This is a genomic window from Micromonospora sp. CA-263727 (assembly GCF_050942455.1).
GTDB lineage: Bacteria > Actinomycetota > Actinomycetes > Mycobacteriales > Micromonosporaceae > Micromonospora.
In genome coordinates this window covers 440,446-464,845 of the sequence record NZ_CP192031.1, presented here as the reverse complement: position 1 = coordinate 464,845, position 24,400 = coordinate 440,446, and the positions used below count along the sequence as shown (strand labels likewise).

18 protein-coding genes and 2 pseudogenes are annotated in these 24,400 nt (G+C 73.8%); 10 read left to right on the top strand and 10 right to left on the bottom strand.

The annotated features are described in order from the left end of the window. Positions 1 to 41 precede the first annotated feature (41 nt). The 3 genes and pseudogenes from ACQPYA_RS02120 to ACQPYA_RS02110 all read left to right on the top strand — a co-directional run. Positions 42 to 2,543, top strand: a pseudogene (locus tag ACQPYA_RS02120) (DEAD/DEAH box helicase); the annotation flags it as partial. 121 nt (positions 2,544 to 2,664) lie between these two features. Next, positions 2,665 to 3,243, top strand: a complete 579-nt coding sequence (locus tag ACQPYA_RS02115; RefSeq protein ID WP_433530950.1) for a hypothetical protein — start codon at positions 2,665 to 2,667, stop codon at positions 3,241 to 3,243. 260 nt (positions 3,244 to 3,503) lie between these two features. Beyond that, on the top strand, positions 3,504 to 3,920 hold the full coding sequence (locus ACQPYA_RS02110; protein ID WP_433530949.1) for a hypothetical protein: 417 nt from the start codon (positions 3,504 to 3,506) through the stop codon (positions 3,918 to 3,920). A gap of 77 nt (positions 3,921 to 3,997) precedes the next feature. On the opposite strand, the gene ACQPYA_RS02105 is transcribed toward ACQPYA_RS02110, so the two are convergent. The 7 genes and pseudogenes from ACQPYA_RS02105 to ssd form a co-directional block, all read right to left on the bottom strand. After that, on the bottom strand, positions 3,998 to 4,411 hold the full coding sequence (locus ACQPYA_RS02105) for an Rv3654c family TadE-like protein (protein WP_433530948.1): 414 nt from the start codon (positions 4,409 to 4,411) through the stop codon (positions 3,998 to 4,000). After that, entirely contained in the window at positions 4,408 to 4,725 is a 318-nt protein-coding gene (locus ACQPYA_RS02100) for a TadE family type IV pilus minor pilin (RefSeq protein ID WP_433533355.1), read from the bottom strand. The genes ACQPYA_RS02105 and ACQPYA_RS02100 overlap by 4 nt, the downstream gene beginning before the upstream one ends. A gap of 47 nt (positions 4,726 to 4,772) precedes the next feature. Next, complete coding sequence (locus tag ACQPYA_RS02095; protein ID WP_229705779.1) at positions 4,773 to 4,901, bottom strand: DUF4244 domain-containing protein; 129 nt, start codon at positions 4,899 to 4,901, stop codon at positions 4,773 to 4,775. Positions 4,902 to 4,963: 62 nt separating this feature from the next. Further along, entirely contained in the window at positions 4,964 to 5,740 is a 777-nt protein-coding gene (locus ACQPYA_RS02090) for a type II secretion system F family protein (protein WP_433530947.1), read from the bottom strand. Further along, a pseudogene (locus ACQPYA_RS02085) lies at positions 5,740 to 6,107 on the bottom strand (hypothetical protein); the annotation flags it as partial. The gene ACQPYA_RS02090 and the pseudogene ACQPYA_RS02085, both read right to left, overlap by 1 nt. Positions 6,108 to 7,205: 1,098 nt before the next feature. Continuing rightward, on the bottom strand, positions 7,206 to 8,438 hold the full coding sequence (locus tag ACQPYA_RS02080) for a TadA family conjugal transfer-associated ATPase (RefSeq protein ID WP_433530946.1): 1,233 nt from the start codon (positions 8,436 to 8,438) through the stop codon (positions 7,206 to 7,208). Further along, positions 8,435 to 9,532: a septum site-determining protein Ssd gene (gene ssd / locus ACQPYA_RS02075; RefSeq protein ID WP_433530945.1), complete on the bottom strand. Its 1,098-nt coding sequence runs from the start codon at positions 9,530 to 9,532 to the stop codon at positions 8,435 to 8,437. The genes ACQPYA_RS02080 and ssd overlap by 4 nt, the downstream gene beginning before the upstream one ends. Positions 9,533 to 10,002: 470 nt before the next feature. On the opposite strand from ssd, the gene ACQPYA_RS02070 reads away from it, so the two are divergent. Both ACQPYA_RS02070 and ACQPYA_RS02065 read left to right on the top strand, forming a co-directional pair. Continuing rightward, a complete protein-coding gene (locus ACQPYA_RS02070) occupies positions 10,003 to 10,764 on the top strand; it encodes a hypothetical protein (protein WP_433530944.1) in 762 nt (253 codons plus the stop codon). 393 nt (positions 10,765 to 11,157) lie between these two features. Beyond that, positions 11,158 to 11,964 carry an HAD family hydrolase gene (locus ACQPYA_RS02065; protein ID WP_433530943.1) on the top strand — a complete coding sequence of 269 codons (807 nt, stop codon included), beginning with the start codon at positions 11,158 to 11,160 and terminating at the stop codon, positions 11,962 to 11,964. Positions 11,965 to 12,155: 191 nt separating this feature from the next. Here ACQPYA_RS02065 and ACQPYA_RS02060 read toward each other — a convergent pair whose 3' ends face one another. Next, the gene (locus ACQPYA_RS02060) at positions 12,156 to 12,902 is read right to left on the bottom strand and encodes an oxidoreductase (protein ID WP_433530942.1); all 747 of its coding nucleotides are present in this window, start codon (positions 12,900 to 12,902) and stop codon (positions 12,156 to 12,158) included. Positions 12,903 to 13,159: 257 nt separating this feature from the next. On the opposite strand from ACQPYA_RS02060, the gene acs reads away from it, so the two are divergent. From acs to ACQPYA_RS02040, 4 genes are all read left to right on the top strand, one after another. Further along, positions 13,160 to 15,154: an acetate--CoA ligase gene (acs, locus tag ACQPYA_RS02055; protein ID WP_433530941.1), complete on the top strand. Its 1,995-nt coding sequence runs from the start codon at positions 13,160 to 13,162 to the stop codon at positions 15,152 to 15,154. A 265-nt stretch (positions 15,155 to 15,419) separates the two neighbouring features. Continuing rightward, a complete protein-coding gene (locus tag ACQPYA_RS02050; RefSeq protein WP_433533354.1) occupies positions 15,420 to 17,828 on the top strand; it encodes an immune inhibitor A domain-containing protein in 2,409 nt (802 codons plus the stop codon). Positions 17,829 to 17,975: 147 nt separating this feature from the next. Further along, positions 17,976 to 18,527, top strand: a complete 552-nt coding sequence (locus tag ACQPYA_RS02045; protein ID WP_433530940.1) for a hypothetical protein — start codon at positions 17,976 to 17,978, stop codon at positions 18,525 to 18,527. 78 nt (positions 18,528 to 18,605) lie between these two features. After that, complete coding sequence (locus tag ACQPYA_RS02040) at positions 18,606 to 19,538, top strand: alpha/beta fold hydrolase (protein WP_433530939.1); 933 nt, start codon at positions 18,606 to 18,608, stop codon at positions 19,536 to 19,538. Between the two features lie 12 nt (positions 19,539 to 19,550). Here the strand turns inward: ACQPYA_RS02040 and ACQPYA_RS02035 are convergent, their stop codons facing one another. After that, the gene (locus tag ACQPYA_RS02035) at positions 19,551 to 19,916 is read right to left on the bottom strand and encodes a hypothetical protein (RefSeq protein WP_433530938.1); all 366 of its coding nucleotides are present in this window, start codon (positions 19,914 to 19,916) and stop codon (positions 19,551 to 19,553) included. After that, the gene (locus ACQPYA_RS02030) at positions 19,913 to 23,008 is read right to left on the bottom strand and encodes an SseB family protein (RefSeq protein ID WP_433530937.1); all 3,096 of its coding nucleotides are present in this window, start codon (positions 23,006 to 23,008) and stop codon (positions 19,913 to 19,915) included. Before ACQPYA_RS02030 ends, ACQPYA_RS02035 begins: the two co-directional genes overlap by 4 nt. Before the next feature lie 152 nt (positions 23,009 to 23,160). On the opposite strand from ACQPYA_RS02030, the gene mycP reads away from it, so the two are divergent. Then, positions 23,161 to 24,399: a type VII secretion-associated serine protease mycosin gene (gene mycP / locus ACQPYA_RS02025; protein WP_433530936.1), complete on the top strand. Its 1,239-nt coding sequence runs from the start codon at positions 23,161 to 23,163 to the stop codon at positions 24,397 to 24,399. Position 24,400 lies beyond the last annotated feature (1 nt).

The following is a 24,400-nucleotide window of genomic DNA, read 5'->3' as shown; positions in this document are numbered from 1 at the left end:
ACCAGTGCGAGAGTGCAGGACGTGACCTCGGCAGCCAGCGTATCCGCCGGCCGCGGCCCCGAGCTGCCGCCGGGCGACGCGCTGGCCGTCGCGCCGGACGCGCTGCTGCGCCGGCTCCGGCAACGGCACGCCACCGACCCGGTCACCCACGTCGAACGGGTGCCGGCCCGGGCCGGGGTGCCGGTGCCGTGGCCACGCTGGGTCCCGGAGGAACTGCGCGCGGCGTACGCCCGGCGCGGTGTGGCGACGCCGTGGCGGCACCAGGTCGAGGCGGCCACTCTGGCGTACGACCGCCAGCACGTCGTGGTGGCCACCGGCACCGCGTCCGGCAAGTCCCTGGCGTACCAGCTGCCGGCGCTGGCCACGCTGCTCGCCGACCCCCGCGCCACGGTGCTCTACCTGGCCCCGACCAAGGCCCTCGCCGCCGACCAGTTGCGCGCCGTCTCGACCCTGGAGGTCGAGGGCGTACGCCCGGCCTGCTACGACGGCGACACCCCGCGCGCCGAACGGGAGTGGATCCGGCAGCACTCCCGGTTCGTCCTGACCAACCCGGACATGCTGCACCACGGGATCCTGCCCGGTCATGCCCAGTGGTCGGGTTTCCTGCGCCGGCTGGCGTACGTGGTGGTCGACGAGTGTCATGTCTACCGGGGAGTCTTCGGCTCCCACGTCGCCCATGTGCTGCGTCGGCTGCGCCGCCAGTGCGCGCGCTACGGGCGTACCGCCGGGCCGACCTTCGTGCTGGCCTCGGCGACGTCGGGCGACCCGGCCGCGGCGGCCGGCCGGCTGACCGGCCTGCCGGTGGCCGCCGTCACCGAGGACACCTCGCCGCGGGCCGGGGTGACCTTCGCGCTCTGGGAGCCGCCGCTGCTGCCCCCGACCCGGCCGCGTCCACCTCCGCGCCGGCGCCCCGCCGGGCGCCCGACGCCGTGCCGTCCACACCGGATGCCGACACCGACACACCGCTCGACGCTGCCGCGCGCGATGCCAGCCCGACACTCTCCACCGACGCGTCGCCCGCCGGCCGACGGCCGCCCGCGGCCGGGGAACCGGCCGGCCTCGTCCAGGTCCGCCGGTCGGCGCTGCGGGAAACCGCCGACCTGCTCGCCGACACCGTCGCCGCCGGGGTACGCACGCTGGCCTTCGTCCGGTCCCGGCGGGGAGCGGAGGTGGTGGCGAACAGCGCCCGGCGCAGCCTCGACGAGGTGGTGCCCGGGCTCGGCGAGCGGGTCGCCGCATACCGGGCCGGTTACCTGCGCGAGGAGCGTCGCGAGTTGGAGCGTGCGCTGCTGCACGGTGACCTGCTCGGGCTGGCCTCGACCAACGCCCTGGAGCTGGGCGTCGACCTGATCGGCCTGGACGCGGTGCTGATCTGCGGCTATCCGGGCACCCGGGCGTCGCTGTGGCAGCAGGCCGGCCGCGCCGGGCGCTCCGGGCAGGAGGCCCTCGCGGTGCTGGTCGCCCGGGACGACCCGCTGGACACCTACCTGGTGCACCATCCGGAGGCGGTGTTCGGGGCGCCGGTGGAGGCCACCGTGCTCGACCCGGCCAACCCGTACGTGCTCGGGCCGCAGCTGGCGTGCGCGGCAGCCGAGGCACCGCTGACCCCGGCCGACCTGGAACTCTTCGGTGACGGCGCGAAGGAGGCCGTCGAGGCGCTGGTCGAGGCGGGTGCGCTGCGGCACCGGCCGACCGGCTGGTACTGGCGGCACCGGGAGCGGCCCGAGGTGGACCTCCGCGGCGAGGGCGGCGCCCCGATCGTCGTGGTGGAGGCGGCGACCGGTCGGCTGCTCGGCACGGTCGACGGCGGCTCGTCGCATTTCCTGCTGCACACCGGCGCGGTCTACCTGCACCAGGGAGTGTCCTACGTGGTCGACACGCTCGACCTCGACGACGGCAGCGCGCTGGTGCGCCCGGAGGAGCCGGACTGGTCCACCCACGCGCGGGACGTCATCTCGCTGTCGGTGGTGTCGGTGCGCTCGTACGTCGACGCCGGGCCGGTCGGGCTCTTCCTCGGCGAGGTCGACGTGACCAGCCAGGTGGTGTCGTACCAGCGGCGACGGATCGCCACCGGCGAGGTGATCGACACCCGCCCGCTGGACCTACCGGCGCGGGAGCTGCGGACCGTCGCGGTCTGGTTCACCCTCTCCCCGGAGTCGCTCGCCGCGGCCGGGGTCGACCCGGCCGAGGTGCCGGGCGCGCTGCACGCCGCCGAGCACGCCGCGATCGGGCTGCTGCCGCTGGTGGCCACCTGCGATCGCTGGGACATCGGCGGGCTCTCCACGGCGGTGCATCCGGACACCGAGACGCCGACCGTCTTCGTCTACGACGGGCATTCCGGCGGTGCGGGCTTCGCCGAGCGGGCGTACGGCATGGCGGCGGCCTGGCTGCGGGCCACCCGCGAGGCGATCGCCGAGTGCGGCTGCGAGGCCGGTTGCCCGTCCTGCGTGCAGTCGCCGAAGTGCGGCAACGGCAACAACCCGCTCTCCAAGCCGGATGCCATCCGGGTTCTCGACGTGGTGCTGGCCAACCTGCCGGAGTAACCGTTGCCTGGCTTCTTCTGTCGGCACCGCGGTGCCCACCCGGATGCCGGCCATCTCGGTGACTCGCGGCGCGGTTGCCGGGCTGTGCCACACTCCGGCGCACCACAGTTGAGGAGTTCTCATGCAGCTCGACAGCTTGCAGGCGCAGCACCAGTTCCACATCCGCCAGCGGTTGCGGTTCATGGTCAACCAGTACGAGGTCCACAGCGTCGCGCCGGACGGCTCCGAGGGCGGGCTGCTGGCGTTCGCCCAGCAGAAGCGGCTCGCCTTCAAGGAGCAGGTGACGATCTACGCCGACGACACCAAGCAGCAACCGCTGCTCGGGTTCAAGGCCCGGCAGCGGATCGACCTCGGCGCCACGTACGACGTCACCGACCATGCCGGGAACCGGATCGGCCTGTTCCGTAAGAACTTCGCGCAGTCCCTCCTCCGCTCGACCTGGCACGTCGAGCAGGACGGCCTGCCCGAGATCACCGGCCAGGAGCGCAGCATGCCGGTGGCCGTGCTGCGCCGCTTCGCCGAGTCGCTGTCCTGGCTGCCGTATCACTTCGATTTCGTCGCGAACGGCCAGCCCGTCTTCTCCGTGGTCAAGAAGTGGGGCCTGCGCGACCGGTACGTCGTCGAGATCCAGCACCCCCAGATCGACCGCCGCCTGGTGATCGCGATGGCGGTCGCCCTCGACGCCCTCCAGAGTCGCTGACCGTCCCGGGCACCGGTGGGCGCCCCCATCTGGCGCCCACCCCGTCCGCTCTCACCCCGCACGACGCCGCTCGCACGGACTGAGATGCGAGTGCGGGACCCTGGACACTTGCCGTTCCCAGCTAGCGGGAACTGTCCAAGATCCCGGCTGAGCAGGCAGTGCCGGGTGTGTCGGCGGGAGCGACTCGTGCCCTTGATCCTCGACCTGGTCGAGCCCGCAGGATCGTCACGTCAGCCAGTCGGCGATCACGAGGAGCAATCATGGATCTCGGCAACCCGGTGCTCAAGCTGTGCCAGGACGGGATGCGGGCAGAGGCGGAAGGGCGGACTGCCGACGCACGGACGCTGTTCGAACAGGCCTGGACGATGCGTGCCAATGACTACGACGCGTGCGTCGCGGCACACTATCTGGCCCGGCGGCAGGACGATCCCGAAGACATCCTGCGGTGGAACCAGGTGGCGTTGCGGCATGCCGACGCCGTCGGCGACTCCACGGTTGCCGCCTTCTACCCTTCGCTGCACGTCGGTGTGGCAATGGCTGACGAGCGGCTCGGCAACACCGTCGCCGCACGCGCCGCCTTCGAGCGAGCGGCCGAGCATGTCGCCGCGTTGCCGGCAGACGCATACGGCGAGCAACTCCAGACCGCCATCACCGAGGGTCTCCGCCGGCTGAGCTGACCTCACGGCCGGCTGTTGCGGTCGCCGGTGTCCCGGCATCGCCACCCGGCGGCGCTGGGTCGCACCGTTCAGGGACGTCAGCCGCGCAGCGGACCGGCTCGGGCGGTTGCCGTGGCGGCCTGCCTCAGCCCTGGCAACGGCTCCACCGTCAGCTCGGCCGTGACCAGGACATCGAGCCCGTCAAGCCGGCAGTGGACCAACCGGGCGCCGTTCGCGGCGACGATCTCAGCGGCCTGAGCGCACGCCGCCAACTCGTCCCGAAGGGCCTGCGCGGCGCCGGCCAGGGCACCGAAGTCGGCGGCGACCCGGGCCTGCTGGCGCGCCATCCGGGCCGCGCCGACCCCGGCACCGAAGAGACCTCCCAGCACGAACACCAGCCCTACCGCCAAAAGGCAGATGGTGGCCCCGCCACGCTCCCGGCCTCCGGTTCGGCGGTGCTGGGGTCGCACACGGCCGGCAGCAGCACGCCGGCCGGTTTGAGCGGCCCTCACGGCTGCGGCTCCGGTAGGCCCGGCTCGGCGACCGCCACGGCCACGCCCACCACGCTGACCGCCGGAAGGCGACCGCCGAGAACCCGAACGGGTGCCCGCACCGTCGCCCGGACCCGGCCGCCCTCCACCACGATGGTCACCTCCGCGCCCGACGGCGCGGACCGGCTGCCGGCCGTCACGCCCGGCTCGCCCCGGGAGGCGGCCAGCGCCGCCTCCCGGGCCGTGTCCAGGCAGGCCGCCTTGGTGCTGACCGCATTGACGGCGGTCAGGCCGGTCAGCAGGAGCAGCATCAGCGCCGGCAGGCCGGCCGCCATCTCGGCGGTGAAGGAGCCCCGGTCGCGACCGGCCCACCGGCGCCCGGTCAACTCAGCGCCCGGTCGATGACGGCGGCCAGCGCGGACTGCACGCTGTCCGAGGTCAGCACCTTCAGCAAGATGCCGCCGAAGGCGACCGCCGCGAGCGTCCCGACGGCGTACTCCGCGGTGTTCATCCCGGCATCCCCGCGCAGGCGGGCGAGAATTCTGCGCACGTGTTCGTCCTTTCTCGATGGGTTCACAGCACGTCGCCGAGGACGGCGACGATCACCGGCACCAGGCCGGCGAGAATGAAGGCGGGTAGGAAGCAGAGGCCCAGCGGCAGCACGATCAGCACGCCCGCCCGGCGGGCGGCCGACTCGATCGCGACGGCCCGGTCGGCACGCAGGTCGTCGGCGAGCCGGGTCAGCGCCCCCGCCAGGGCTGCCCCGCTGCTGGCCGAGCGGACCGCGGCGGTGGCGATCCGTGGCCCGCCCGGCACCGTCGCCAGGTGCGCCCACGCCTCCTGCGGCCCCCCGCCGAGTTGCAGCGTCCGGCCGACCCGGCTGAGCTGGTCGGCCAGCGGACCGCCGAGCGCGTCGGCCACGGCGAGCACCGACCGTTCCACCGGCGCGCCGGCCCGCAGCGCCGCCGCCAGCAGATCGGCGGCGAGTGGGAGGTCCGCGGCGGCGCGCACCCGCCGGGCCCGCACGGCCGGATGCTCGATCCGCCGGAGCAGCCGGTCAAGCAGCACAGCCACGGGCAACGCGGCCACCAGGCCGGGCCACCCCTCGACCAGTACGGCCACGGCGACGCCGGCCAGTCCGGCGGCGAGCCGGACGGTGTCCACCCGACGGCCGGCCGGGGAACCCGGCGGACCGTCGCCGGTACCCCGACGGCGGGCCCGGATATCGGTCGGGGGTGTTCCGCTGGCCAGCCGGCGTAGCCGCCGCCGGGGACGGTGCCGGCCGACGGCCACGACGGCGAGCAGCGCGGCAGCAGCGAGGCAACCCGTGCCGAGGGCCGTGCCGGACATCAGCGTCCCCCGTCCGGCACGGCACCGAGACGTTCCGTCCAGAGCAGGCCGACCACCTGGAGCCCGACGGCGGCGACCGCGCAGCCACCACCGACCGGGGAGTGAAGCAGGACCTGGAGCGGGTCCACCCCGATCCCGTAGCCAAGGCCGATGCCGCCCAGTGGCAGGGCGGCCAGTAGCCACGCGGTGGCCCGGGCCCCGGCCGCCTGAGCCGCCGCAGCGGCCAACCCACGGTCCGTCGACCGGGCATCGGCCTCGATCCGCTCGACCAACTCGGCCAGCGGCGCCCCGGTGCGGTCGGCGAGCCGCACCGCGGCCCGGGCAAGCTGTCCGGGGCGGTCCGACGGGGCGTCGGTGCCGCGCTGCGCTGAGGCGTCGAGCACCTCGGCTGTCTCCGAGGCTGCGCCAGCTCGGCCGGTCCTTGCAGCTGCGTCGGCTCGCCCGGGCCCCACAACCGTGTCGGCTCGGCCGGGCCCTGCGGCTGCGTCGGCTCGCCTCGGTCCTGCGGCTGCGTCGGCTCGGCCGGGCTCCGCGATGGGCGCGCCGCCGGATAAAGGCTCGGCGGTGACCGCCGTGGGGCGGTGGGCGAGCCCCAGCACCTCCGCCGCTACCAGCACCGGCAACCCGGCGCGAAGATCTGCGGCGAGGGCACACAGTTGGTCCAACCGCTCCCGATGCATCTGGGCGGTCCGCGCCCCCGCACGGCGCCGGTGCAACGCACGCACGCCCAGGACTCCGTATGCGGCCAGGGCAACCGCCGCCACCGGACCGGCCAGCAGCCAGCCGCTTCCCGCGCCGATCAGCATGGTCAGGAGCACGATGCGGCGCGGCGATGCCCACCGGCTGGCAGGGGCGTTCAGAACGGCGACGCCGGCAGGGCCAGACGCCGCAGCCGCCCCGAGCCCACTGCCCACCCCGGGTCTGCTGCCGCCTACCCCGAGCCCACTGCCTACCCCAGGTTCGCTGCCCGTCCCGGGTTCGCTGCCCGCTCCGGGTTCGCTGCCCCTTTCGGGTCCGCTGGGCACGGCGAGCGTGTCCCCTGGGCGACGGCTGCCTCGCCACCCCGGCGGGCGGCGCGCGGACGGTGGGGCCGGCGGCGCAGAGACGGCCAACGGCGTGCGGCGGCCCCCCGGACGATGCACCGTGCAGGCCCGCCCGGCAGAGCGGATCAGCAGACGACCACCCTCCGTCTCGTCTCCGGCGCTGCCCCTGACCGGTGCCGGCACACCGGTGAGCGGCCATCCGACGCCGGTCGGCCCCGGCTCGATCAGTTGCGGTTGGCCCGGATCGTCGCCGCCGGCCAGCTTCGCGTCGCCCGCCTCGCGCAACGCGGTGACCCAGTCGACGAGAGGATCATCGATCTTCCCGCGGCCCAAGGTCATCCGTCCGGGAGCCAGCCGCCCGCGTACCGCCACCGCCACCACGGCGACCAGCGGCAGCACCGCCAGCCACCAGCGCACGCCGCTCATTTCGGCACTCCACGGTGCTCCGTACCGTCCTGAGACAGCCCCGCCGATCCGGGCCAGGGCTCGCACAGAATCGGCGGCACCGGCACGTCGCGGCCTCGAATCAGGGTGCCGAGTGCCCGCGCCGCGAGGCCGAGCCCGCGACCCCGGATCCACGCGGGAACCGTGGTGACCAGGCGTTCCGGGCCCTCCGGCAACAACAGGCAGATCGATTCGAGCATCCGGCCCTGGGGCGTACGGCGAATCTGGAACACCACCTGGAGGGCCGCGGCCACCTGCGCATGCAGCGCCGCGCGCGGCAACCCGCCGAGCAGGCCGAGCGCCTCCAGCCGAGCGGGTACGTCCGACGGGGCGTTGGCGTGCAGCGTCCCGGCGCCGCCGTCGTGACCTGTGTTGAGCGCGGCGAGAAGGTCGACCACCTCGCCGCCCCGACACTCGCCGACCACCAGCCGATCCGGTCGCATCCGTAACGCCTGCCGGACCAACTCGCTCAGGCCGACCGCGCCGGAGCCCTCCACGTTGGCCGTTCGCGCCTGCAACCCCACCACGTGCGGGTGCACCGGCCGCAGCTCGGCGGCATCCTCGACCAGCACGATCCGTTCGGTGGCCGGCACCATTCCGAGCAGGGTGTTCAGCAGGGTGGTCTTGCCGGAACCGGTGCCACCGATCACCAGGTACGCGAGCCGGGCCGCCACCACCGCAGCGAGCACCGGCGCGACCGGCCGAGCCACCGCGCCCTGTGCGACCAGTTCGTCCAGGGTGAACGGTCGTTGCCGGAAGGTACGCAACGACAGGTACGGCCCGTCGGTCGCCACCGGGGGCAGCACGGCGTGCAGCCGCGTACCGTCGGCCAGCCGCGCGTCCGCGCACGGCGCGCCGTCGTCCAGGCGGCGGCCGGCCCCGGCGGCGAGTCGCTGGGCGAGCCGGCGCACGTCGTCCACAGTGCCCACCGGCACCGGGACCTGGTGCAGCCCCTGCCCACGGTCGACCCACACCCGGGTTCCGTTGACCAGCACGTCCGTCACCTCGGAGTCGGCGAGCAGCGGGGCCAGCGGGCCGGCGCCCACCAGGTCGTCGCGTACCCGGTCGGCCATCCGCAGCAGGGCGGTGTCCCCGAGGAGGGCGGCGTCGGGCTCGGCGCGTACCGCCGAGACGATGGCGGCTGGGGTGACCGGCGTGGCGGCGGTGGCGATCCGCTGCCGCACCCGGGCCGCGAGGGTCTTTCCGGTCACGCCGCACCTGCCGCGGGCCGGCCGGTCAGGTCAGCGACGATCCGCTGGCACAGCTCGGCCAACGGGCCACGCCCACCGGCCGCGGGTGCCTCGCCCCGCTCCAGGCCCCGGCAGAGCCCGGGCTCCGGGCGCAGGGTGCCGGCGAGGGGCAGGCCGAGTGCCCTGGCCACCTCGCTCGCGCGCAGCCGCCCGGGAGCCGGGCCGCGGACGACGACCGCCAGGTCCTGGCAGTGCGGCGCGGCGACGGCGACCACCCGGGCCGCGGCGGCAGTCGCCCGCAGTTCGGCGGGCACCACCACGAACACCCGGTCGGCTGCCTGGAGCGCGGTCACCGCCGCATCGTCGAGCTGCCGGGGCAGGTCGACCACCACGAACTCCCGGCCGCGCCGAGCCGCGTCCAGGGTGGCTGCCATCGCCTCGGCTGGCACGGCGACCAGGTCGCCCCGATCCCAGGAGAGCACCACCAGATCGCCCCGGCTGGGCAGCGCCCGAACCAGAGCGGGTGCGTCGACCCGCCCGTCGGCTTCGGTCAGCGCTGGCCAGCGCAGCCCTTCCAGCTCTTCCCAGCCGAGCACCAGATCGAGACCGCCGCCGAGCGGGTCGGCGTCGAGCAGGAGGGTACGCAGTCGAGCTCGGGCGGCGGTGACCGCGAGCCCACCGGCCAGGATGCTGGCACCGGCTCCGCCCCGGCCACCCAGCAGGGCGACGATTCGGGCGGCGGCCGCACCCTCGACACCGCACTCGGCGAACCGGTCGACCAGCCACGGCTCGGCCGCCGGCAGCACGGCGACGTGTTCGGCGCCGAGCAGATCGGCCACCTGCCAGCCGGACTCGACGTCGCCGGCCCGGCCCACCAGCACCAGCCGGGACCGCCGGGGCAGCCGCGCCCGGAGACAGGACTGCGCCTGGTCGACGCCGACGAGCACCAGCGGGGCGGGCTGCCAGCGGGTCCGGGCGGCGGCCGGGTCGGCGGCGACCTCCACCTCGATGCCGCCGGCAGCGGCGAGCCGGAGCAGATCGTCGAGCAGATCACCGTCCGAGGTGACGACCAGCGGTGGACGCCGGTGCGGCGGGACGGAGGTACGGGGTGGCATCGCGGCCTCCAAGCGGTCGGCGCGGGTTCGCTGAGTCGAAACCCTGCCTCCGGCACCGCCCCGGCCGCCGCCCCGAGGAGCCAACCTGTGGATAACCAACTCACCTGTGGACAACCCCCGCAGCGCCCGATGATCTGGTATGTGAGACGGCCGCACATTCCGTCCACTTTGGTCCCACTAAACGTGGCGAAATGTGATGCGCAGCACGCATAATCGACGTCCTGTGCCGTCGGCGGAACGGCAATCCTCGCCGGATCGGGGTCATGAAGCAGTCGCCAGATCACGACAGCCCCCGGGTCGAGCCGAAACTTCGGATCGGTCCGTGGCTGCCCGACCCGCACTCCCACCCCGCGCCGCCGGCACGACCGGCACTTCCGGCCGGACCGACACGACCGGCACTCCCGGCGCGGCTGGCGCGACCCGCGCTCCCGGCGCAACCGGCGGTTCCGGCCCAACCTGCCCTGCTGGCGGTGCCCGTGGTCCGCGAAAGCCGGCCGGAGCCAACACCCACATCGGTCGCCGAGCCCGCCGGCACTGCTGTGGATCCGGCGCAGCGCGGGGCCGGCCGCAAGGCGCACCGGCTGATGCTGGCCGGGGTCGCCGCCGCCGTACTCGGCCTCATGCTCACCGCGCTCTGGCCCGGGGCCAAGGCGCCGCCGGCCGCGGCCCCACAGGGGCCCGCCGGCTGGATCGGCCCGAAGCCGAACGACCCGGTGCCCGGCCCCGAGGAATCCAAAGCCGGCACGTCGGTGTCCCCGTCCGTCCCGGCGGCCACGTCGTCGGTCGGCGGGGTCTCGTCCACCCGGCCACTGCCACCCAACCGGGCCTCCGCCGCGGCCCACTCGCCGCCCTCGACCGCCGGTGCCGACCCGGGTACGCCCAGCGCCCGCCCGAGTTCGTCGACGAGCCGCCCGGCGAGCCCGTCCCCGAGCACCCGGCCACCGGAGTCAAGGGAGTTGACGCCGCTCTCGCCGAGCCGGGAGAGGGATCTGCGGTCCGTGGGTGGCGGGCCCGAGACGAGCATCGAGTTCGTCAACCTCCGGTCGCAGCCGGTGATCGTGTACTGGCTCGACTACCAGGGCCGGCGGCGGCAGTACGCGGTGCTGCCACCGTCCGCGTCACACCGGCAGCACACGTACGTCGGTCATCCCTGGGTGGTGACGGACCGTCGGGGTCGCGCCCTGGCCTGCTTCGAACCGACCCGCACCCCCGCCCGGGCCGTGATCCGCTAGCCCTGGATGAGCTGAGCCTGCGAAGATCCAGGAAGACGCCGTCCCGACGGAGCGCTCCCCGGAAAAGGGACGACCCCCGTCGGGGGGAGACGGGGGTCGTCGGAGGTTCGGCTCCGGGGGGGTCGAGCCGAACCCACTCAGCGGTCACGGGGGGTGCAACCGCCGAGAGTCTGCCGGTTGTCCGAGATATGAATACTCGTCTTGTGGACAAGTCTGCCTGAGCGGACCTGTGTACGTCGAGTGGTGTAGCCTCCACTCCCTGCGAAATCCTGTTCGCAGAGTGTGACCGCCGTCACTGTTCGCAAGCACCGTGGAGGTCGGTCCGCAGGTCCGGGCGGTCTTCGGCCCCCAGGCACCCGCCGACGATAGACCATCGGGCTAGACTTTCGCGCCGTGGGCCGAAGTGCCGCTTTCTTCGATCTCGACAAGACCGTCATCGCCAAGTCGAGCGCCTTGGCGTTCGGTCGGCCGTTCTACCGGGACGGCCTGATCACCCGGCGTGACGTGGTCAAGTCGGCGTACGCGCAGCTGATGTTCCGGCTGGGCGGCACCGACGAACAGACCATGGCCCGGACAAGGGACTACCTTGCCACGCTCTGTAAGGGGTGGCAGGTGGAACAGGTCCGTCAGATCGTCGCGGAGACACTGCACGAGCTGATCAACCCCTACGTGTACGCCGAAGCCGCCGCCCTGATCGAGGAGCACCAAGCGGCCGGGCGGGACGTGGTCCTGGTCTCCGCCTCGGGCGAGGAGATGGTGCGTCCGATCGGGGCGCTGCTCGGGGTCACCGACGTGATCGCCACCCGGATGGGCGTGGTGGACGGCCGGTACAGCGGCGAGGTCGAGTTCTACGCGGCCGGGCCGAGCAAGGTCGACGCGGTCAACGAACTCGCCGCCGAGCGCGGATACGACCTTGCCGACTCGTACGCCTACTCCGACTCGTACAGCGATCGGCCACTACTGGAGTGCGTGGGCCACCCGACCGTGGTCAACCCGGACCGGCAGTTGCGCAAGCTGGCGGTGGAGAACGCCTGGCCGGTGCTGGAGTTCCGGCACCCGGTCCCGCTGGGCCGGCGGCTCCGGGAGCGCCCCGCCGTTCCGGTCGCCGCAGCCGCCCTCGGCGTGGGCGTCGGGGTGGCGATCGGCATCGCCTGGTACGGCCGTCACCGTCGCACCCGCGCCAACGCCGCCCAAGGCTGATCCACGCCGACCAGCGCCAGCCACGGCCAGCAGGCCACCTGCACGCCGACACCGAGCGCCGGCCGCGAGCCGCACGACGGCCTGCACCAGCTGCGACCAGCACGCTGGCCGAGCGCCATGGCCGGCCGCGATCGGCGGGCCGACCGAACGCCAGCCGCGACCAGCGGGCCTTAGCACCGCGGCGGGCCGGGTCAGCCGGCGGCCAGCACCTCGTCGCCGATCGTGGCGAGTTCGTCGACGCCCACCTCGACCGCCGACATGTAGTGGCGAAGCCAGGACCGCAGCCCGTCGGGGGTGCCGGTGGCGAAGGCGCCAGCTGCCCCGACGTACTCCGGCTCCCGCTCGCGGTGGCCGGCGTCCACGGCGAGCAGGCCACGCGGGTCGAAACCGCTGGACAGCAGGACCAGGCGGGCCGCGCCCCGGGCCACCACGCCGGAGGGGCCGGCGAAGGGACGCAGGTTGAGCAGTTCCCCGTGTACGACGGCGGCCAGCACCAGCGGGCTGACCTTCGTGCCCCCGGCGACCAGCCCGGCCAGGCCGTCCAGCCGAGCGGCCACCACCGGGTCGTCGACCGGGCGGCCCAGCTCGGCCGCGGCCACCAGGTCCCGGGCGGCGAGCACGTGCAGTTTCGCCAGCGCCTGGCGGGGGGCCTTGGGCCAGAGGTCGCTCAGCCCGGGCAGCGCCCCGGCGACCCGCAACGCGCCCTGGAGCACCGGTTCGGTGACCGTACCGGCGCGAACCGCCTCGCGCTCGTGGACCCGGCCCTCCAGGCCGGCGCTGGCCACCGCGGACCGAAGGCTCACCTCGGCCGCGACCTGGCCGCCGTGCCGGCGTAGCGCGCGATGGCCGAGCGCCTGGTCGAAGCGGGCCCGGGCGTGCTCGACGGCATCGGCGACGTCGGCGAGCGCGAGCAGCGGCGCGAGCGGGTCGGCGGTCACCCCGCCACGCTAGCGACCCCGCCGGCCGACCCCGGCGCAAGTAGCCCCCGACGCGACATGCGCCACCCGGCCCGCGTGTTAATAGGGGGCCCTTCTACTACCTGAGGCGTTAAGAGGGGGCCCTTCCTTGCACCTCGGCGCGTGGGAGGGGCCGTTGGGCGACGGGGGCGGGTGGGTTCGGTCGCCTCGGTGCGCCGCCCCGGCTAACCTGCCCGGAAGAGACGCAGGTCACCCCCCGAGCGACGAGGAGTCACGGCATGAGCGAGGCGTTGGCCAATCTGCTGAACGAGACGCGCCAGTTCCCACCGCCAGCCGCGCTCGCCGCTGCCGCGAACGTCACCGCCGACGCGTACGCCCAGGCGAGCGCCGACCGGCTGGCCTTCTGGGAGCGCCAGGCCGAGCGGCTGAGCTGGGCGAAGCAGTGGGACCAGGTGTTGGACTGGTCGACCCCGCCATTCGCGAAGTGGTTCGTCGGCGGGCAGCTCAACGTGGCGTACAACTGCCTCGACCGGCACGTGGAGGCCGGCCGGGGCGACAAGGTCGCGATCCACTGGGAGGGCGAGCCGGGCGACACCCGCACCATCACCTACGCCGACCTGCACCGAATGACCTGCCAGGCGGCGAACGCGCTCACCGACCTCGGGGTGACCGCCGGTGACCGGGTGGCGATCTACCTGCCGATGATCCCGGAGGCGGCGGTCGCGATGCTGGCCTGCGCCCGGATCGGCGCCACGCACAGCGTGGTGTTCGGCGGTTTCTCGGCCGAATCGCTGACCAACCGGATCCAGGACGCCACCGCCAAGGTCGTGATCACCGCCGACGGTGGCTTCCGGCGGGGCAAGCCGTCCGCGCTCAAGCCGACCGTCGACGAGGCGGTGGCGAACTGCCCGTCGATCGAGCATGTCCTGGTGGTCCGCCGTACCGGCGGGGAGGTCGCCTGGTCGGAGCGGGACCACTGGTGGCACGAGACGGTGGAGCAGGCGTCGGCCGAGCACGTCGCGCAGCCGTTCGACGCCGAGCACCCGCTGTTCATCCTGTACACCAGCGGCACCACGGCCCGCCCGAAGGGCATCCTGCACACCACCGGTGGTTACCTGACCCAGGCGTCGTACACCACGCATGCGGTCTTCGACCTGAAGCCGGAGAGCGACATCTACTGGTGCACCGCGGACATCGGCTGGGTGACCGGCCACTCGTACATCGTGTACGGCCCGCTCTCCAACGGCGCGACCCAGGTGATGTACGAGGGCACCCCGGACACCCCGCACAAGGGCCGGTTCTGGGAGATCGTCGACAAGTACGACGTGTCCATCCTGTACACGGCACCGACGCTGATCCGCACCATGATGAAGTGGGGCGAGGAGATCCCGGCCGGTTACGACCTGTCCTCCCTGCGGCTGCTCGGCAGCGTCGGTGAGCCGATCAACCCCGAGGCGTGGATGTGGTACCGCGAGCACGTCGGCGGGGGCGAGCTGCCCATCGTGGACACCTGGTGGCAGACCGAGACCGGGGCCATGATGATCTCGCCACTGCCCGGCGTGACCGCCGCCAAGCCGGGTTCGGCGATGACCCCGCTGCCCGGGATCAGCGCCGACGTGGTCGACGACCAGGGCGAGTCGGTGCCCAACGGCGGCGGGGGCTACCTCGTGCTTCGCGAGCCGTGGCCGTCGATGCTGCGCACCATCTGGGGTGACGACAACCGGTTCATCGAGACGTACTGGTCGCGGTTTGGCGCGGGGGTGAGCGGCAACGCCGGTGACCCGTGGATCTACTTCGCCGGTGACGGCGCGAAGAAGGACGACGACGGGCACATCTGGCTGCTCGGCCGGGTCGACGACGTGATGCTGGTGTCGGGGCACAACATCTCGACCACGGAGGTGGAGTCGGCGCTGGTCTCGCACCCGTCGGTGGCCGAGGCGGCGGTGGTCGGCGCCACCGACCCGACCACCGGGCAGGCGATCGTCGCGTTCGCCATCCCGCGCGGCAACGTCGAGACCGTCGGCGACGCCGGTGAGCAGCTCATCGCCGACCTGCGTAACCACGTGGCGAAGACGCTCGGCCCGATCGCCAAGCCCCGGCAGATCATGCTGGTGCCGGAGCTGCCGAAGACCCGGTCGGGCAAGATCATGCGCCGGTTGCTGCGGGACGTGGCGGAGAACCGTTCGCTGGGTGACGTGACGACCTTGCAGGATTCCTCGGTGATGGAGCTGATCGCCTCCGGCATGTCCGGGAGCAAGTCCGACGAGGACTGACGGCAGGCGTACGACTCGATGGGTGGCGGTCAGCGCGGACCGCCACCCATCGTCGTGTCCGGCAGGCACCCGACCCGAACCCGAATGTGACAGTGAAAATGCCTCTCGGAAACTCCCTGCAACAAATCGACGCGTACCCCTTCCCACCGGCCCCACTAGTGCCTAAGTTCACCAGTGGCCCCGCGTAAGGGGCCACTTTCACCGGCCCACAACCCCCGACGGGCCGGTTCCTTCAATCCGGAGGTACCACGTGCGCAAAGTCGCAGTGGGTCTGCTCGGGCTCTCGCTGACGGCGACAGGGCTGACGGTCGGAGCATCCGCCGCCGCCGCCGCGCCGATCGCGGAGGTGCCGGCGGCCGCGCAGTCGATCGCCGAGCCCGCCCACGCCGAACATGACCTGCCGAACCCGCTGGAGGAGAAGCGCCGCGCCCTGCGTCAGGAGGGCCTGAGCGAGGTGCTCTCGGGCCGGGCCGAGGCGGAGCGGATCAACGGCAGCACGGTAGTCAAGGTCGGCGAGCGGGCCACCAAGGGCGCCAAGGCCGGCCGCAACACCAAGACCAAGAAGGGTGGCAAGGGGCCCACCCAGAAGCAGTACGTCGAGCTGTCCCGGGAGAAGACCGACCGGATCTTCGTGATCCTCGCCGAGTTCGGTGACGAGCGGCACCCGAACTACCCCGACCAGGACACCGACCCGAACGTCCCCGGACCGGCCCGGTTCGACGGGCCGCAGCACAACGAGATCCCGAAGCCGGACCGGCGGGTGGACAACTCCACCGTCTGGCAGGCGGACTACGACGCCGACCACTTCCGGAAGTTGTACTTCGGCACCGGCCCCGGCGACGAGTCCCTGAAGCAGTACTACGAGGCCCAGTCCTCGGGCCGCTACAGCGTCGACGGCGTGGTCACCGACTGGGTCAAGGTCAACTACAACCAGGCCCGCTACGGCCGCTCGAACGGCTACCCCTGCGCCTCGATCGTCTGCACCAACGTCTGGGCGCTGGTGCGCGACGCGGCCAACCAGTGGGTCGCCGAGCAGAAGGCCGCCGGCCGGAGCGACGAGGAGATCGCCGCCGACGTGCGGGCGATGGACCAGTGGGACCGCTACGACCACGACGGTGACGGCGACTTCAACGAGCCGGACGGCTACATCGACCACTTCCAGATCGTGCACGCCGGTGGCGACATGGCCGACGGCGACCCGATCTACGGCGAGGACGCCATCTGGAGCCACCGCTGGTACGCGTACGCCTCGGACCAGGGTCGCACCGGCCCGCCGAACTTCCCGGCCGGCGGCACCCAGATCGGCAACACCGGCATCTGGATCGGCGACTACACGATCCAGCCGGAGAACGGCGGTCGCAGCGTCTTCTACCACGAGTACGGCCACGACCTCGGTCTGCCGGACGACTACAACGTGATCAGTGGCGGCGACAACAACAACGAGCACTGGACCCTGATGGCCCAGAGCCGGCTCGGCGCCAAGAACGACGGCGGCATCGGTGAGCGCGGCGGCGACCTCGGCGCCTGGAACAAGCTCCAGCTCGGCTGGCTCGACTACGAGGTGATCCGGGCCGGCGACAAGCGCACGCTGGTCCTCGGGCCGCAGGAGTACAACACCAAGGAGGCCCAGGCCGCCGTGGTGGTGCTGCCCGAGCGGGATTACACCTTCGAGAACGGCGCGCCGTTCGAGGGCAGCAAGCAGTTCTTCTCCGGCAACGGCGACGACCTGAACAGCACCATGACCCGGACGCTCGACCTGACCGGGAAGTCGTCGGCCACCCTGTCGTTGAAGGGCCGCTACAGCATCGAGGAGGAGTACGACTACCTCTTCTTCGAGACCTCCGTCGACGGTGGACAGACCTGGACGCCGCAGCCGGGCACGGCCGACGGCCGCCCGCTGAAGGAGATCTCCCCGGGCCGGTTCGCGCTGGACGGCTACACCGACGACGAGTGGGTGGACGTCGAGATCCCGCTGGACGCGGTGGCCGGCGGCAGCGTCGGGTTCCGCCTGCGCTACCAGACCGACGGTGCCGTCTCCGAGGGTGGCTTCTTCGGTGACGCGGTCACCCTGACCGCCGACGGCGAGACGGTCTTCACCGACGGGGCCGAGGAGGGCGCGACCGGCTGGACGCTGGCCGGCGGGTTCGAGGTGGTCGAGGAGACCTACACCCGGTCGTTCGCGAACTTCTACATCGCGGGCACCCGGCAGTACATCTCTTACGACAAGTACCTCAAGACCGGCCCGTACTTCTTCGGGTACGCCAACACCAAGCCTGACTACGTGGACCACTACGCGTACCAGGAGGGTCTGCTGATCTCGTACTGGAACACCCGCTGGGCGGACAACGACACCTTCGCGCACCCGGGCGAGGGCCGGAACCTGATCATCGACGCCCACCCGCGGCCGATCTACAACCTGACCGGGCAGCCCTGGCGGGCCCGGATCCAGGTCTACGACGCGCCGTTCGGCCTGAAGAAGGCGGACTCGTTCACGCTGCACCTCAACAGCCAGCCGCAGTACATCCGTGGCCAGGCCGCGCAGCCGCTGTTCGACGACACCAAGCAGTACTGGTTCCCGGAGCTGCCGAACCACGGCGTCAAGCTGCCGGCGACCGGCACCAAGATCAAGGTGCTGAAGCAGAACGGCATCTACACCACGGTCCGCTTCTCCTGAGCAACTGAGGTAGTGCCGATGATGCCCCGGGCAGGTGACCTGCCCGGGGCATCACGCGTCGCGGGCCACGCCGGGCTCGGGTCCGGCGCACGGCACCGGCGTGGCACCGGCCCGGAACCGGCGGGACGGTGGTCGCGTCGTACCGTCGTGTTCACCACCGTCCGCGCCCGGGTGCCGGCCGCCTGCCTCGCCGCCCTGCTGGCGCTGGCCGGTTGCGCCGACCGGAACGGAGGCACCGTGACCGCCGACCCGCGCCCCACCGCCGATGCCGGCAGCCACCCGACCGGCGACACCGCCGGCGCACCGGCCGACGATGCCAGCGGCCCGGCCGACGACGACGCCAGCGGCGGTGGCCCGGCCGACACCGGCGAGGGCGCCGCGCAGCCGCCGGCCGACCGCACCGGCGTGCCGGTCCCGCCCGCCACGCCGCCCCTGATCGGCGCCCCGACCGCACCACCGAGCCAACCCACCGAGCTGCGCAGGACCAACGTGCTGGCCGGCCGGCTCAGCCGCGGCGGCAACGGTCCGTGCTACACCCTGGTCACCGACGACGGCCGGGAGTACGCGCTGCACGGCACCGGCCTGGGCACCTTCGTCACCGGCACCTGGGTACGGGTGACCACCGGCCCGCCGGTCGCGGAAATGGACTGCGGCCCTGGTATCCCGGCCAGCATCCGGAAGATGAGCCCGGTCGGCTGAGAGACCGTCGGGAAACCCCGGGGCGGGCGAGGCGGCGTCGGGCCGAGCGACCGGCACCGGGGTCATAGGCTGTCGGTCATGACCGAGCAGCGTGGCGGGGCCGTCGACGAGTCCTGCGTCCTCACCGAAGGGCCGTGGACGCACCGGTTCGTCGGCGCCAACGGCAGCCGGTTCCACGTCGTCGAGGCGGGCACCGGGCCGATGGTGCTCTTCCTGCACGGCTTTCCCGAGCACTGGTGGGCCTGGCACCAGATGCTGCCCGCGGTCGCCGACGCCGGCTTCCGCGCGGTCGCCGTCGACCTGCGCGGCTACGGCGCCAGCGACAAACCACCCCGGGGGTACGACGGTTACACGCTCGCCGCCGACGTGGCCGGGCTGATCCGCGCCCTCGGTGAACGCTCGGCGACCGTGGTCGGCAGCGGTGCCGGCGGGATGATCGCGTGGACCGTGGCGTCGTTCCACCCCAACCTGGTCCGCCGGCTGGTGGTGCTCGGCGCGCCACATCCGCTGCGGCTGCGGGCGGCGATCTTCGCCGACCCGCGGGGCCAGTTCGCCGCCTCGACGCCCGCGCTGAGGTTCCAGCTGCCCCGCTACGAGCACGTCCTCACCCGGGACGAGGGGCGGGCGGTGGAGGAGATCCTGCGTCGCTGGGGCGGCCCACGCTGGGTCGCCGGCCCGGACTTCGCCGGCTACGCGCAGCGCTACCGGGAGGCCATGCGGATCCCGCAGGCCGCCTTCTGCGCGCTGGAGGGCTACCGGTGGGCGTTCCGGTCGGTGCTGCGACTGCACGGCTACCGGTTCGTCAAGCTGATGCAGCGACCGCTGGTCACGCCCACCCTGCAACTGCACGGCGCGCTGGACGTCGCCTCGCTGGCGCGTACCGCCCAGGGCTCGGGGCGCTATGTCAGCGCACCGTACGAGTGGCGGCTGCTCGACCCGGTCGGCCATTTCCCCCATCTGGAGGCGACCGAGCTGGTGCTCGGCGAGATCCTGCGGTGGGCCAAGTCCTGACCGCGGGGCGGGTCAGATCCGCTGTTCGCGCACGTCGGTGACCTCCGCGACGGGCGCCCAGCCCTGGTACACGCCGAAGTCGAACGCCTCCAGCCGCATCGCCTGCGCGACCGGCCAGCGCCCGCCGGTGTACTCGACCCGCAGCCACCCCTCGTGCTCGGCGAGCACGACGAACGGCTGCCCCTTCCAGGTGCAGGTCGTCCGCACGTACGCCAGCTCGTCGACCTCGGCGGCCGGTACGACCCGGACGTGCCGGCCGGGGCGGACCTCGACGAAGCCGTCACCCGCCTCGGGTCGATAGAGCCGGATCTCGCCGCCGTCCGGGCTGGCCTGGTATTCCCGTCCACGCCAGCGGGCCACGTAGCCGTCGCGCATCACCGCTCACCGACCTGTCGCCAGGAGGGCGAGTCGGCGTCGAGGACGGCGACCAGCCGCTCGCTGCCGTCGGCCCCGATGCGCAGCAGCTGCGCGCCGTGCGGCAACCGGACGCTGTCCACCTTGAACTCGGCCACCACGTCGCTGCTCTCGCCCGGGGCGAAGCCGTTGCCCCGGAACGGTGGGCGTTCGATGACCCAGCCCTCCATGGCCCGCATGGCGGCCTCGCTCTGCCCGCCGTACGGAATCCGGTAGAGGCTCGGCCGGAAGGCCGGCCACCTGAGCACGTAGATCTGCTCGGCGTCGGCCGCGAAGGGCGATTCGGGGTGGTTGAGGCCGAGCGCCTGGTACAGCTCGGCCGGGGTGGTGAGGTGCGCCAGCTCGCTGGCCCGGTGCACGAAACCGGAGACCCGGTCGTAGCCGCGTTCCAGGTAGTAGCCGAGCTGGCTCGGCGCGATCGCCTTCTGCATCACGATTGGCCGGGCCGGGTCGGCGGCCGGTGCGGCCTGCCGTGGGGCGCTGGCCGAGCCGGACGTCGGGGCGCTCGGCTCGGGCTCGCTCTCGGAATCGTCGCCGAGGCCCAGCTCGGCTGCCGAGTTGGCCAGCCCGACGATCTGCTCGCCGGGCAGCTTCGCCCCGACCGGCGTACCCGGATTGACCGCGATCGACCACGACAGGTCGGGCCAGCGGCGGATCAGCTGGACGAAACGGACCAGGAGCGTCTCGGCGGTCGGGTCGGCGTGGTCGGCGAGGCGCTGCGGCGAGCTGTAGACCACCACGAAGGTCTGGCCGTCCAGTTCCACGGCCGGCCAGACGAATCCCGGGTCGCCGGGGCGGCTGCCCGGGGCGGAGTCGGCCGCGACCGGCATGAGGACCCGAGCCAGCAACAGCGTGGACAGGAAGGTGTCGGGGTTCCCGGTGCCCGCGGCACGGAGTAGTTCCTCCTCCACCGCGTTGGCGGGCCGGAAGGGGGCTTCGGCGTTGGCCGGGGCCGGTGGGGGGCCGGGGGCCGGGGCGTCACCACGCACCTCGTCCGCCGCGCCGGACGGCTGGCGGGAGGCCGCGGCCAGCCCCGGGGCGCCGGCTACCGGGTCCATCGCATCGGCCTCGGCCGCCGACGCCACCGGCTGGACCGGTACGGCCGACACCGGGGCGGTGGTGGACAGCGAAACGGTCAACTCCGACTCGACCGCCGGATCCGGCGTCGTCGTCGAAACCGGCACGGTCGGCTCGGACTCCACCGTGGGCCTCGGCACGGTCTCGGGCTCGCGCCCGGAGAGCACCGCGGTCGGCTCGGACCCGGCCGTGGGATCGGTCAGGTCGAAGGCGGGTGCGCCGTTGGGTGCGGGTGCCGGCCGGACGCGCATCCCGGCATCCTCGACGCCGGCCGGAACGGGCCGGATCGGCGGTGGGTCGACGGGCGGCGGCGCGGCCGCGGGCCCGCCGACCGGGGTCTCCCGGGCGGACCGGTGCGGGCGCTCTTCGGGCAGCGGTGGGGCACCGTCGCCCGCGCCGCCGGGACGGTCGGTAGCCGCGCCCGTGGCGAGGTCGCGGGCCTCGATGATGGTGCCCTCGATCACGATCGGGGTGAAGCCGCGACGCGGTGCGGGCGGGCCGGAGACCGGCTCCGCGATCGATGCCGGCAGCTCCTCGCTCTCCTCCGCCGGCTGACTGCGCGGCAGCGGCTGGGTCGCCTCCGCCGGCTGGCTGCCGGGCCGCGCCGGAGTCGCCTCCGGCTGGCTACTGAACAGCGCCTGGGTCGCCTCCGCGGCGTCCACGCGCACGCCGCCCGCCTCCACCACGGAGTCCACGCCGCCCACGCCGGTGCCTCCCGAGCCCGCACCCGCCGCACCCACGCCCGCGGGGCGGGCGCCCGCCGGGGCCGTCCAGGCGGGCGGCGCGGTCACCCGCACCGGTCGGGTCGGGTCCTCCGGCGGGCTGCCGGGTGTCGCCAGCGGCTGCGTCGTCTCCCCATCCGGCGCTGGCGCCGGCCGCCCCGGAGGGACGGACTGCTCCTCGGTGAAGACGAAGGCTCGGGGACTCCCCTCGGACGGCGGCTCGCCGGCCGGCCCGCGGCGCGGGAACGGCTGGCTGCCCCGGGCGAACCGGGACGGCGGCGTCGCCCGCTCGGCCAGCCGGTCGCCGCGTTGTGCCGACCGGCCCGCCGCCGGTTCGAAGAAGGACCGCCGGCCCGTCTGGTCGGCACCGCTGTCGGCGGGGCGACCGTTGGCCGGCGGCCCGGACCGCTCGGGCGCGGTCGGCCATCCCTGGCCCGGTGACGCGGACTCCTCGCCCCGGGCCGGCATCGGCCGGCGCGGCGGTGGGCCGCCCGGCCCTTCCGGACGGGCGGCGCCGAAGACCCGCTGCCCGTCACCGCCGAACGCATCCGGTCGGCTGCCCCCGGCACCCTGCGGGCCGTCCGGTGCCACCGGCCCGAGCCCGTTGGTGTCCGGGTGCCCCGGCGTCCGCAGGGTGGGCTGCTCGCGGTGCGGTTCGGCGACCGTGCTCGGCGCCGCGAAGGGCACCTCGGGTAGTTGGAAGGCCGATGGGGTCGATGCCGGCACGGCACGACCCGGGCCGGCAGCGACCGGTCGCTGGCCCGGCGCCTCGGCCGGGGATACCGGCTGGGCCGCCGGACCGGCGTCGCGTGACCGGTTCAGCGCCTCGACGCGCTCCAGCCGGGCCCGGGCACCCACCGTGCGTCCGGGCAGCCGGACGTCGCCACGGGACAGCTGGGAGACGTACCAGGCGGGCAGGTAGCCCTCGACGGGCAGACCCGGGTTGACCGCCAGCCACCACTCGTGGTTCGGCCAGCCGGCGGCCAGCTCCGCGTAGCCGGTGCGCCGGCTCGGCCCGGCGTGCTCGCCGAGGCAGGCGCGCATCGCCTCGGCGGAGGTGAATGCCAGCACGTGGGTACGACCGCCCGTGGTCCAGGTGCCCCAACCCACCGGTGTCAGACCCCCGGCCGTCTCGGCGGAGACCGGTAACAACAGCTCGACGCTGGACAGGATGCGGAAGTAAAGCTGCTGGTCGCTGTTGCCCAGCGCGTCCCGCATCGCCGCCTCGGCGGCGGTGGCCGGCTCCCAGTCGGTCACGGCCACCCCTCCTCCCGGGCACAGGCCATAGGTATCGCCTACAACCTACAAGGTGACCACAAGATCACAATGCCAGGCTGGCGGCGCCCCGCCCGGTTCCCAGGAAGGCGATAACATCCCGTTCCGGTGTCGACACGATACGGAGGCGGTCGATGTCCCGGCGCAGTACACGCCCGCTCCTCGCGGGCCTGGCCGTGGCCCTGCTGGCCGGCCCGGTGACGGCCGCCCACCCCGCCCCGGCACGCCCCACGGCGGCGCTGGCCGTGCCCGGCTGCGAGTCCCCGCCGGCGGCGGTGCGGCCGGTGCCGGCCGTCCCGTGGCCGCAGCAGCGGCACGCCCCGGAGCGGCTCGCGCCGCTCGCGACCGGAGCGGGGGTGATCGTGGCGGTGGTCGACTCGGGCGTGGACCGGCGGCATCCTCAGCTCGCCGGCCGCGTGCTCACCGGCACCGACCTGCTGGACCCGGGGGGCGACGGCAGCCGGGACTGCGTCGGCCACGGCACCGGCGTGGCGAGCATCATCGCCGCCGCCCCGCGCGACGGGATCGCCTTCCGTGGTCTGGCGCCGGACGCCCGGATCCTCCCGGTCCGAGTCAGCGAGCAGCAGGTCGTGGACGGCCGCGGATCGGGGCGTACGGTCGGCCCGGACGGCTTCGCCCGGGCGATCCGCTGGGCGGTGGAGAACGGCGCCGACGTGGTCAACCTCTCCGTCGTGCTGTACGCCGACCACCCGGCGGTACGCGCGGCGATCGCTCACGCGGTCGCGCGGGACGTGGTTGTCGTCGCCGCCGTCGGCAACCTGCACGTCAGCGGCGACCCCCGCCCCTACCCTGCGGCGTACCCCGGGGTGCTCGGGGTGGGTGCGGTCGGCGTGGACGGAGCTCGGGCCGGCTTCTCCCAGACCGGCTCCTACCTCGACCTGGTCGCGCCCGGTGCGGACGTGCTGATCGCCGCCCCGGGCCAGGGCCACCACCGGGCCGAAGGAACCAGCTACGCCGCACCCTTCGTGGCCGCCACCGCGGCCCTGCTCCGCCAGTACCGCCCCGAGCTGACCGCCGAGGAGGTGGCCACCCGGATCGTCGCCACCGCCGACCCGGCTCCGGGCGACGGATACGGCGCTGGGGTGCTCAACCCGTACCGGGCGGTCACCGAGAGTCGCGGCGGCCCGGCGAGACGCGACCGACCGGCCGCCGGGTTGCCCGACGACCGGGCCGAGCCGGCGCTGCTGGCGCAGCAGGCCCGTCGGGCCACCGCGCGGGACCGGGCACTGCTGCTGGCCACCGCCGGTGCGCTGGTGGTGGCGATCGTCGTGGTGGCGATCGTCGTGCTGGCGGCCGTGGTCGTGCCGCGGGGCACCCGCCGACGCTGGCGCCCCGCCGACCCGGGCCGCTGAG